Annotated in this window: 9 protein-coding genes; 3 read left to right on the forward strand and 6 right to left on the reverse strand. The window is 35.2% G+C overall.

Annotated features, from left to right (window positions below):
- Positions 1–67 precede the first annotated feature (67 nt).
- The 4 genes from ACJZL1_RS02735 to ACJZL1_RS02750 all read right to left on the reverse strand — a co-directional run bounded on the left by ACJZL1_RS02735 (position 68) and on the right by ACJZL1_RS02750 (position 6,689).
- Positions 68–3,499, reverse strand: a complete 3,432-nt coding sequence (locus tag ACJZL1_RS02735) for a cytoplasmic incompatibility factor CifB (RefSeq protein ID WP_419247456.1) — start codon at positions 3,497–3,499, stop codon at positions 68–70.
- Between the two features lie 13 nt (positions 3,500–3,512).
- Positions 3,513–4,949 (reverse strand): cytoplasmic incompatibility factor CifA, encoded by a 1,437-nt coding sequence (locus ACJZL1_RS02740; protein ID WP_419247457.1) that lies wholly within the window; start codon positions 4,947–4,949, stop codon positions 3,513–3,515.
- A 289-nt stretch (positions 4,950–5,238) separates the two neighbouring features.
- Positions 5,239–5,772 carry a pyrimidine dimer DNA glycosylase/endonuclease V gene (locus ACJZL1_RS02745; RefSeq protein ID WP_182319428.1) on the reverse strand — a complete coding sequence of 178 codons (534 nt, stop codon included), beginning with the start codon at positions 5,770–5,772 and terminating at the stop codon, positions 5,239–5,241.
- Between the two features lie 20 nt (positions 5,773–5,792).
- Positions 5,793–6,689 carry an Rpn family recombination-promoting nuclease/putative transposase gene (locus tag ACJZL1_RS02750; protein WP_353285067.1) on the reverse strand — a complete coding sequence of 299 codons (897 nt, stop codon included), beginning with the start codon at positions 6,687–6,689 and terminating at the stop codon, positions 5,793–5,795.
- Positions 6,690–7,012: 323 nt separating this feature from the next.
- On the opposite strand from ACJZL1_RS02750, the gene ACJZL1_RS02755 reads away from it, so the two are divergent.
- The 3 genes from ACJZL1_RS02755 (at position 7,013) to ACJZL1_RS02765 (ending at position 10,060) form a co-directional block, all read left to right on the forward strand.
- Positions 7,013–7,924 (forward strand): hypothetical protein, encoded by a 912-nt coding sequence (locus ACJZL1_RS02755; RefSeq protein WP_419247458.1) that lies wholly within the window; start codon positions 7,013–7,015, stop codon positions 7,922–7,924.
- 263 nt (positions 7,925–8,187) lie between these two features.
- On the forward strand, positions 8,188–8,406 hold the full coding sequence (locus ACJZL1_RS02760) for a hypothetical protein (protein ID WP_341819653.1): 219 nt from the start codon (positions 8,188–8,190) through the stop codon (positions 8,404–8,406).
- On the forward strand, positions 8,393–10,060 hold the full coding sequence (locus tag ACJZL1_RS02765; protein WP_419247459.1) for a recombinase family protein: 1,668 nt from the start codon (positions 8,393–8,395) through the stop codon (positions 10,058–10,060). The genes ACJZL1_RS02760 and ACJZL1_RS02765 overlap by 14 nt, the downstream gene beginning before the upstream one ends.
- Here ACJZL1_RS02765 and ACJZL1_RS02770 read toward each other — a convergent pair.
- Together ACJZL1_RS02770 and ACJZL1_RS02775 are read right to left on the reverse strand one after the other, a co-directional pair.
- Complete coding sequence (locus ACJZL1_RS02770; RefSeq protein WP_419247460.1) at positions 9,998–11,581, reverse strand: phage tail tape measure protein; 1,584 nt, start codon at positions 11,579–11,581, stop codon at positions 9,998–10,000. The genes ACJZL1_RS02765 and ACJZL1_RS02770 overlap by 63 nt on opposite strands.
- Positions 11,582–11,690: 109 nt before the next feature.
- On the reverse strand, positions 11,691–11,948 hold the full coding sequence (locus ACJZL1_RS02775; protein ID WP_265035147.1) for a phage tail assembly protein: 258 nt from the start codon (positions 11,946–11,948) through the stop codon (positions 11,691–11,693).
- Positions 11,949–11,957: the final 9 nt, after the last annotated feature.

Here is an 11,957-nt window from a genome sequence, read left to right on the forward strand (position 1 = left end):
AATTTGCTCACAATCTTTACTTGATGCATAAGGTTTTTGTTACACTCCTTTCATCTACCGATTACCTCTACTTACCGCCTTTACCTTTGCTAAGGTCAGAAACACGACTAGCTTCAGGACCTTCTAAACTCGACTGTGGCAGGTCACCAAAATTACTGGAATCACTAACACCAAGCGATATAGGTGCTTCTACTAATCCATACCCTCCTCCTACTCTGTGATATCCTAATTCTAGATAAGTACGTAGTAATGGATCAATTTGTTCTCTATTTTGAATGTATGCTTGCAATTGCACATCTTGAAATCCCGGATCATTCCTGAATAATTGTGAAATGCCCACTCTTATGTTCTGAAAGTAATTTCTATCTCTGTTTGGGTGGCCTCTTCCAAGAAAATCGCGTATTATATTTATGATATTCTGCACTTGCCCAACAGGATTTTCGTTTAGAACTCGATTAATATCACTAGCATTTTCTAATGCCCATAAACCACAATTCCAACCATCTGTTTGCTGACTAACAGAAACATTATTAATCCTGATATTATTTCCTAAGTTATTTTGAATGATATCAGTAATACCACCTGGAACAGCAGTAGCAGTTGAATCAGCATAGTACCCAACATAGTTCCCATTTTGACGTTCAATCACTAGTGTAACCCAATGAGTATTATTTAAAGTAATGATTAAAGTTAAACGCTGTTGTTCTTCATTTTCCCTAAATTGATTTAATACTCTAACAATGTGCTCGTTACCGTCATTCCTTGCCAAATTAGCTACTTCAAAAGTGTGATTACCTTCAGTACGAAGCTGATATCGCAATCTTCCAGCGTGAGCTATATCAATTTGTTGAAGCCAGTAATCATAATGTCCATTTCTCGTCGCAAATTCTAGTGTAAGTAGATCATTTACTTCTATCCCTTGATTTCTAAGAATATCTCTTATTTGTCTTCTTATCTCTTGTGCTGTAGGAATGGAATTATCACCTCCCCTTATTCTTGACCTTAGTATTTCTAGGAGTTGTTGTATACTACCTTCGAAGGTAATAATACTAACACATCGATTATCACCTAGATCAAACGGTAAAATCCGGTTCCGTCCGGGATTTTCTCGAATATAATTTATTAAATTTTCACGAGTCTGATCTGATAATAGACCCTCTGGTGGATTTTCATCAATAACACTTTCAGGTCCCACTAATACTCCTGGTCTTGAGTCACGACCACCACGATCAAGTCTATGTACATACTCTTCTCTTCCTATTCCTTCTGGAATAGATATAAGACCTTCTACTCTCCCTGCACCTGCATTAAATATAAGAGGAAATAAAACCACCTCATTTCCAGAAGTAATAAGCAAATATCCTCTTTGCTTGTTCATAAGTTCTTTTATTCGATCTTTTGCGTTATTCTCCTTTTGTGCTACTTCTTCTGCATTATTAGCAAATCCTAATACATATACAATCGGATGAGTATCTAGATCATTCTCTGTAGGTTGCCTTAATAATAAAAGGTCTAATCTCTGTTCTGTAATTCTTGTGAGTATTACCCTTTCTCCTTCTTCTTCCTGACCCCTTTTCAAACTATATGTTTGACCAACTTTATACATAGCAAGCACTTTATAAGGATTATCACTAGCATAAAATGTACCATGTAGTATAGAACGAAACTTATCCTCACTATTAACATTTATTGCGTCCCTAAGTGGCATCAATATTCCAGAGATCTCTTGAAACAGCTCTCCATGCTGACCTACATCTTGCCAGCCATCATCCATAACTCTTTCTGAAATACCATGTACATTTTCAACATTAGGCACTTGTATAAGATCACCATCAAGAAAATTATTTGCATTATTATTTTGGTAATCGTGATATAAACCAAGGTCATTTGGTTGATCAATATCTAGCTCAAATTGGTCATTAAGTGTGCATGAAACTTCCCATACATGAACATTATTTCCATTAATATTAAGATTTTCTAAATTGATTGCTCCTTGTTGTTGCGCATCGTGAGCTCTAATATGAAGTATAACTATATCAGAACCTTCAGCATGAAAGACCATAGTTAAACATCTTAAACCCTCATCACCATGTCTAAATATGTATTTTGTTATAGGTGCTTCGTCTTCCTCTTCTAGTTCTAAAGGGTGCCTATCAAAAGCACTACTTCCAAAAGTAAAACCAGTTATACAATCAAATACTCTGTTATAATTATCTGCATTTCTTGGTATTTCACCAGGAAGATGTTGAAGCAAGAAATCTCTAATATTCTCTCCAACCTCTTCATCTTCTATATACTCAAACAATCTTTGTACTAAAGGAAATCTATCCTGTTGAAGCCCTACTGTATCAACACTAAAAGGATCTAGATTTAAATTAAAATTTAATCCAACACAAACAGTATGTTCTGATGTGGTATGAATAGGTATAAATGAAGAAGTGTGTAACCTTCCAGCGTAGCCTATGGCACAGTTTAATGCAACATCTGACGGTGTGTCAAATATAGCAAGATTAATAACAATAGGAATATTTTCTCTTTCTGCTTGATGACGTACAAGAAATGCAACATGTGAGTTTCTAGGAGATAAGTCAAGGTCAATATCTATTGTGCAAAGATGACTAAAATTCGCTAAAAAACCTAATAAAAACCCATGACTCTCAAACTTTTGATTGCGATCTTGAATATCATTTTCTAATGTGCCTGCGTAATTACGATAGATTCGAGTTATATATCTAAAAATTACTGTGCTATTGTTTCGTAAAGTTCGTACAACTCCACTTCTTAACATTTCCGCAAAGTTATCAATTCTTTGTTGACCTGGTGCAATTTGCACAAAATTGACCAACCTACCAAGTTGTCTACGCTGATTTTGATTGAGTTGTCTTCCTTCTATTTCCTTAATTGTTAGTCTGTGATCTCCTAAGAGCCGTCTAATAAGATTGATTTCAGATGCTGAATATTTGGCAAATTTATCCCTACCTTTACGATCTTTTTCACGAATTACCTCGAATACTGTTGCAATTGCCTCTCCCTGACTCTTGCCCTTTCCATGCATACATACTTTGTATTGCTCAAAATTTAGGTCTTCTTCCCTTAAATTTGGATTTTGCCGTCTAATCTCTTGCACTAGAGCATTTCTCTCCCTTGTACTGAACCTTAACCCATCACTATTAGGACGATCAGAAATACTATAACATCTGACAACTTGCTGTCCGTCACGATAAACAGCGACTTTTAGGTTTCCCGTATTTCGATTTTCACCATTACGTGGATTAACACCATGGTTATCAAAACGAAAATAGACTCTCTCATTTGCATCCAAGATATCAGCATCATGTGCAGTAGAGAACATACTAAAAAAGAATACAGGAAGGAAACGACCTGCACTCACATGATACAAGAAAGATGAACATTGATCTAAAAAAGATTCAAATCTTTGTCTGAAATCTTCAAGATCTCCATCTACTAAACTCCTAATAAGCCCATCACGATTATTCATATAAGATACCCCTCTATTTTCTACGGCTAGAAACACCGCTCACACTAGGAGCTTCAAACTTAGACTGCGGACCATCATCAAGTAGCAAAGATGTTTTCTTACTACCATAAGCTTGAGATCGTGTCCGTAAATCATACCTAGGGCCATCACCTCCAGGACCAGGAGGTAAAGTTGTTTTCTCTAATTCAGAGAATAACTCTTCTGCAAATAGACCATAATCTACATTTACTTTCTTGCCTTTCCTACCACATAATCTAAGGTCTTCTATAATAACTTCTTTGAAGGACTCAAACTTTTCAGGAAAGCGATCCTTGGCAAATAACATTATCTCTAATATTTCTTTTTTTTCATCAGACTTACGACCAGATCGTTCCCAATTAACCACTAACCCTGCAAGTGCATTTTCTATAGGAACTTGGAAGTTAGAAGTATCGACAGCAGCCTCCTTGTGTTTATAAAAGCGACCACATCTCCACATTTCCATAATAAGAGATCTAGCTTGAGCATTAAACTCAGGATTTTCCAACATAACATTTGAAAGTGAGGAAAAAAGAAGTTTATATTCTTCATATGAGAATATTTTCTCTGAATGATCTCCGCCTCCACGTTCTGAAACTCCTTTATAACACCAGCACTGTACTAAATCATGCACTGTATCAAAAAAATACGAATCTATTAATTCAGCAAAAAGGGAATATACTCCTTTATCTTTCTGCGATAATTTCTGTAAAAGAGTATCTTTGTCAGCTATATTCCTTACACAAAAATCTAAAATAGGAGCGTCTTTCTCAACAGATTGAACGCGAGACAGAGCAATAACAGCTTCTGTAAGTTTCTTTTCCTTATCTTCTTCTTTTAAATGATTATAAAAATACTCTACTCCTTCGCTCCACTTAAGTTTTACAGCACTGTCAAAACCTTCTGACGCGTTACTTGGTTGCTTTAATCCCCCAGATTCTCTATCGATCCAGAAATCAAACACAGGACCTTTCCTCTTTATGCTATCTAGTAACGAGTTTCGTACGTATTTGCCAATTTCAGTTTCAGTTTTACCATCAAATGCACCAGGAGGAAAATTGTTCCTATAAGATTCAAATCTTTTTTGAAAGAGTGGATGAATTTTATCTACTACACAGTAACTACAAGCCATCTCATATTTGCGAAGTGGATTATCTATTCCACCTATTTTCTCTTCAGTAAACCTTTGACCTAAAGCAGCATTATCCAACCTTACACCTGACCAGCAACCTTCATCTTGGAATACATTGTGCAAAAACTTCAACTTATCACCCTTAAAGTATTTTATGTGCTCCATAAAGTTATCTTGAAGGACTCCCACCCATCTCTTGATAGCTGACTTCCTCCCGGCAGCAACTGTTGGATCTGGATGTTTAATAGCTTCCTGTAATTTTTTGGACATCGTAGCCCGAAGCTCTTTCTGTGTTGGCATTAACCCCTCCTATTAAGTATTTATATAAAAAAGGCATTGTACAGACATTAGAATGGATTGCAATATTAAAATTACTAGAATAGAGGGTTTAATAAAAAAAACGTTATGGCTAAAACTTCTTTTCTTGAATTTTCTCAATATAATCAACAGAAAACCCTGTTATTTCAGCAATAACATCAATAGAAACACCCGCCTTGAGTGAATTTTTAGCCACAGCTATTTTAGCCTGTTTTTCGCCCTCTTCCCTGCTTTTTTCATGTCCGATTTGGATGGCTTCTTTATTTATGAGCTATATTAGCTGTGGTATTGTGTAGCAGATTATCCAACCTGGTGCTTCTCTACCTTTTTCCCACTTAGCAAACCTCATCTTTTCTTTTAGGTAATATTCTCTATAGGCTTCTATTGGATTACTACATTTATATCGATCAGGTAACGCTTGTGTAAAAATTTGTATATCAGCTGATTGAAAAATTAGCAAATCCTTATTATTATCACACCAATCTATAACTTCTTCGGATTTATGCGTTCTTTTGTATCGCAAGCTATACTCTATGCACAATTCTTTTCCATGCTTTATCAACCAATTAAAGTTTCCTTTTGAGTGTCTAGCCCATAGAGAACAAGGGTGGTTTTTGTGAGTAAGTTTATATGGAACTTCTATATTCTGGTCTGTGATGCTGACTAAAGGATTTGGCACTTTTAATGCTATTGAAAAAACATTACTTAATAACTGAGCAGTTTCTAATGGCATTTTTACTATATGCTTATCACATAACATTTTTGCCGCAATCTCTGGGTTTTCATCTAGTACAAAGATGTTCATCTAAACATCCAAAGATAGAATCAGCTTAAGTCTTTAATTTCATTAGCTGTAAGACCAGTAGTTTGAGCTATAATATCAATAGAAACACCTGCTTTTAGTAGATTCTTTGCGACCTCAATTTTCTCTGCTTTTCTGCCTTTTTCATGTCCGATTAGGATGCCTTTTTCTTTGCCTATGAGGATGCCTTCATGAAGTTTTTCTTCAAGGGTAGATAAATAATCATCGGTACGTTTCTTAGCTTGATCATATGCAAAACGTTCTTCTTTACTCCAATTATATTGATTTAACTCATCATAAGCCCTACCAATAATTACATCACTACCTATTATTTTTTTTAGATCCTCTTCGCTCGTTTCATCTGCGTGCTTAAAAAAATAGATCCATTTTTCAACAATATTTTCTAATTGATCTTCTTTTGTCTTATTAAACTTTGGTAGCTCTACGAAAGTGAAACTAAAGTCTTTGAGATCATGTTCAAAGGTCATCTTATCAAAAGTAACGTGATCAGACTTATAAGCCAGCTTATTAGGAAATAGGATAAAATCAGCAATAGCAATAAAGATAACCCCTTTAAGATCATGATACTGGTCACCTACATCAGCTTGACTTGAATAAGCTTTGGCAGCGTAGTATTGGGCACGTTTTTCAAAGCCCCTTGTTTTAGCGACTTGCATCTCAATGATGGTTTTGACCCCTGTAGAATCAACACAGAGAACATCAACAATACTTTGCTTTTGAGAGGCAATAACAGGGTCTTGAATGGGACTGAGAAAGGAGACATCTTTAATCTGGTTGTCATCAGTAAGATCTAATATATCATTAAGAAAGTGAATAAGAATGTCTTTGTTCTTTTCAGTACCAAATATTCTCTTAAATGCATAATCATTTCGCACATTGAGAAATTTTGAAAGAGCCATGAGAAATTAACCTAAAAAGCATTAATAATTATACACAATTCTGAAGAAATATTCAACGTTTTTATATTGAAATCTTGTTTTTTTAAGCTTCGAGAAAAAAATGACCTTCAGAGGTGGGCTTAGAATCGCATTTCATACTTTAAATGTAGTTTTTTCACATCTTTTTATCAACTCTTCTATAAAGTGCCTTTAAAGCCCAGCAAATGAATGTAATGAGTTTAGCAGTCTCAAAGATACCTATTTTAGATACGAGTCTACAAGTTTACTTTCAATTAAAAATTCTATAATATAGCATGAGCATTTTCAACAAAACGTAGGCAGATATGTTAGTACAACTTCTATCTAAAGCTTCCAAGCAGCTAAAGGAGCATTGTGCATTATTAAGCAGTGAGGAAAAGCAAAGTCTTTATAGCAAGGTGCTAAATGAAGTTAAAAATACACCTAGAGATTCAAGAGACGGTATAGATCAGCTAAAGAAGTTGAGTAAAGTGGCTGTTGCGATAGAAGAAACTATTGATAGTAAGTTACTAGAAAAGTTTAATGATGGTCATCCACTAAGAGAAATTAATATTGCCTATGCTTCTGGAGAAGCTACAAACTATTTATTTAGCCTTAGTGATTCATCAGAACTTTATGATTTGAAAGAGAATAGAGAAAAAGCAATTTATCAGGCAATCAAATCAGATGATAGAGAGTTAGTAAAACATCTGCTAATGATTCTTGTGTCGGGTGATATTGAGATTGAATTTTTTAAAGAATTAGAGATGTTGCTGTCAGGAGCATATGAAGAATTAAAGGAAAAATTATCGCAGGATATGAAAAATTATCTAGAAAAAAATATAAGTTTAAAACGTTTTGTGTGTAGCAATGTTAACATATTAGTAGCCGAGCCTGTTGATGTACGAGCAATGATTAACTTATTTATAGCCCAATCTGAAGTAAATTATAAAATAGATGAGTTATTACTGATCAAAATAGCAGGAGCTCTAGAAGAAGGGGAATTACGCTTACAAGTAAATCAGATGATAGAACTGCTAATGAGACAAGAAAGGTTTGTAGAATTGGAATATAAAGTAAGAAGGTTAAAATCAGAACTAGCAAGTGGAAAGAGCAAATATTCAGATGAGGTTATGAAGTTTATTATAGAGGAACGAGAAAGAGAGATGAGAGGGGTTGAGGACAAAAGCGACCAAATAATAAGCGAAAGGGAGAAATTATTTAAGCAACAATTCTAGTAGAAGACATTAGTATACGAATGGGCAAAGTGGCAGGCTGTGAAAAAGAGTAGCAACCCCAATTCTTTAGACTACAAAGTAGGACAAAAAGTAAAAAGTTGGAGGTTGGAGGTTGGAGCGAGAGTATATACCCCTGCAACAATGTTGCAACAAACATAAAACTAAAAAAAATAATTTCCCGGCAGCTTCTACTCAAAGAACGAGGAGTTGTTTTCACTTATAGAACCAACGATCAACTGACCATCTGTTTCGATGAGTGATATATGAACATATTTATATATTTTCAAGGAAAGCTCATGGGAAAAAAGAAACTGACTGTTCGTGTTAGCTATAGTTATGAACCTAATCGGTTAGCAGAATTGTACTTATTAGATGCATATAAAAAACTAGCATTAAATAAACAAGTAAATGGGAGCCAAAAGGAGAAAATTTTTGAATGTAACAATAGAATCAATTTAAGGGGAAGCAATGATAACTGTTAGTCTGTACGCGAGAGTTTCTTCAGGAAAACAAGTGCAAGGAGATACAATAGCAAGCCAAATTACTGCTATAGAGAATAAGATTAGTGCTGATGGACATAAATTACTAAGTGAATATAAATTTATTGATAATGGTTATAGTGGCTCTGATATAATACGTCCTAGTTTAGAAAAATTAAGAGATCAAACAGCAGAAGGTAATATTAATAAGGTTTATATTCATTCTCCTGATCGTTTGGCTCGCAAATATGTACATCAAATGTTATTAGTTGATGAATTTAAGAAATTGGGTGTAGAAACAGTTTTCTTGAATTGTCAAATTGACGATAATCCAGAATCTCAATTACTATTACAAATACAGGGTATGATAGCAGAATATGAACGTGCAAAAATTATGGAACGAAGTCGTAGAGGCAAGATTCACGCAGCCAATAAAGGCAGTATAAATGTAATGAGTGGAGCTCCTTATGGCTATCGTTATATAAATAAGCATATAGGAGGAGGACAAGCCTTTTTTGAAATTAATGAAGAGGAAGCTGAAGTCATTCGTAAAATGTTTTTTTGGGTGGGAAGGGGAAGAGTAAGCATTGGAGAAGTATGTCATAGATTAAGAGCTATGTCCATCGTAACACGAACAGGAAAAAGGTATTGGGATAGGAGTGTAGTCTGTCGTCTATTACAAAATCCTGCTTATAAAGGACAAGCAGCATTCGGTAAAAAAAAGCTAGGAGTAAAATTAAAACACGTAAGACCACAGAAACGCTCTTGTGAGCAACCGAAAGACAATTATTCTACTTTTCGTACTGATAAAGAAAATTGGATTTATATTCCTGTACCTAATATTATAAACGAAGATTTATTTGATATAGTTCAAGAACAGCTAACTGAAAATAAAAGAATAGCTAGGACAAGACGAATGGGAGCAAATTACTTGTTGCAAGGTTTAACAGTATGTCAGCTTTGTCATTATGGATATCATGGTATTAGCACTTGCTCTAGCGCTCGTCGAACATATTATCGTTGTACTGGTACGGAGCGAGGTCACTTTGGTGGCAATAAAATGTGTAATAATAGAATGATTCGTACAGATGTATTAGACGTGGCTGTATGGGAAGAGGTAAAATACCTATTGAAAAATCCTACTCGGATATTAGAAGAATACAAGCGTAGACTTTCAGAGATTAAAAAATCACCATTAGATCAAAAAAGTGACTTTCTTGAGAAAAAAGAAGATCAATTAAACTGTGGCATTGCAAGGCTTATTGATGGCTATACTCAAGGATACATCAATGAAGAAGAGTTTAAACCAAGAATTAAAGCAATGAAACAAACCTTACAAATGATCGGAGAGCAAAAGAAAAAGATATTTGATCAAAAAAGACTTGAACAAGACTTAACTCTAGTGGTGACTACTTTAGAAGAGTTTTCTTCTAGCGTTAACTCAAGTCTTGATAACGCAGATTGGCTAACTAGACGTGATATCATTAGAACATTAGTTAAGCGAATTGAGATTAACCATGAAGACGTGCATATCGTGTTTCGAGTAAAAGAGCTGCCAGACTCTTTCACACACAGTGGAAAAGCGGACCAAAGTTTATTGCAACATTGTTGCAGGAGTCAATACTTTAGTTACAGTTGGATATTCTTCTGCAAATGAAGCTATATTTTCACTTGCCCATTTTAACTTCTCAGCTATAGGTTTTAAAACAGGCAACATCACTGAACCCAGATTCATTCCTACTTCTGCTATTGAATTTTTCAGCAATCGCAATTGGTTAGCTGTTGTACTCACACGGCCATTAAATTCTTCTTCCAACGAGTTTGCGCGTTTTCCCTTATCGGCTAATAGATCCAGCACCTCTCCATATACTTTTGAGTTTTCAAGTAATAGTGCTATATCATCTTCAGACCCCTGTCCAAAGAGCTTTAACAGAATATCAGGACGCTCATATTTATCTATTTTTTTCAAAGTTTCAAAAAAATCCAGTAGCGCTTTGTGAGGATTTTTCTTGATATTTTCCTCAAGCTCTTCTATATCTATCCCGATTTCTTCTAGTGTTCCTATAAATTCATCTCCTTGCCCTCTTGCCGTTTGAAGTTTAACTAGCACACCGGCTATCATTTCTGCTGCTTTTTTAGGTTGTTTCCCTAACATAACGAAGGCATTTACTAAGCCAGCTATCTGCTCAATTTTCAAACCAAATTGTCTTGCCGCACCACTGGCTATATTTATTCCTGCCATTAAATCTTTTGGTTCAACAGAAGTATTGCTTGCAAGGTGGTTTACTAGGTCTCCCAAGTTTCTTAGATCTTTTAGGCTCATTTTATAAATGTTATAAAAACTACTAACATCACTTCCTATTTGTTCTACACTCATACCAAAATTTACTGCCATTTTTGATACTATTTCTGTAAATTCTAAAAGATCTTTTTTTTCTTTAATACCAAGTCGAGCACCACTTGTAGTTATCTGTGCTAACTCTACAGCCGATAGCGGTATTTGTCGGGATAACTCTTTCAACATTTTGCCAAGTTCCATGAATTCTCTATCATTATCTTCCTTGTTATCAGAAAGTTTTATCACTGCCTTAATATCAGCTATAGCACTTTCAAAATCAATTACAACTTTAACCGGAGCTGCAAGTGTTAGTGCAAGCCCAGCCGTTTCCAACATTTGCGATTTAAAGTACGCTTTTCTTCCCAAAAACATGTCCCGTTTTTTGATGGCGGAGTTTAACTTACTATATTGACTTCTCAGCTTTTCTGCAGAAGCACCAAGTTTATCTTGATCTCTTATTAGAGACTTAATATCTCTTCCACTTTTCCTTAATTCTTCACTGAATGAACGTAGAACTCCTTTCTTCTTTAAGTAATCTGTCCTTGCCCTTACTACTGACGCACTAGCTTTATCAAACTTAGCCTTTAAATCTTTGCTTGGCTTCTCCGTTTTTTTCATCTCTTGAGCCAAGGCCTTTACTCGCCTTTCTAACTTTCTCCAGGACTGCCCAGCAACTGAAACACCACTGCTTAATTCCTTAAACTTGGATACAGATTTCATCGACGTATCAAGTTGCCTTATTGTACCCCCAAGACGGGAAAGTTGAGCACTACTTCCTGCCATTGCGCTATTAAAGCTACCATCTAGTATGGCACCTATTTTTACTGATAATGTTGACATTTTACCTTCTCCGCTGCTTTACACCATAGAATAAATTCGTTTATTTCCATTTCAAGTACCTGCTCAATTCCGCCACCTACGACAGAACAGAGCATTAGTACATTTAGCCTTAAGTCCTTTGTGTAACCGATGGAAAAAAATCTTTCAACGCTTCCTGTATTTTCATGTAGTCTGCAAAATATAACTCCCAAATTGTTTCTTTTGTTACAGATGCAAGGTTTGCTATTAATCCAACTTCTTTTTCAAAATCACTACTACCGGCACGTTCCATTGTTAAGCAATCTCTTACTTTGACTGGTCTAAAAGTTAATTCCGAAACCTCAATTCCTTCTACTGTTATTGGGTTATCAAGTTTTACTGTTTTCATATTTTTTTC

It is taken from the genome of Wolbachia endosymbiont of Rhagoletis indifferens (genome assembly GCF_048537595.1).
Lineage (GTDB): Bacteria > Pseudomonadota > Alphaproteobacteria > Rickettsiales > Anaplasmataceae > Wolbachia.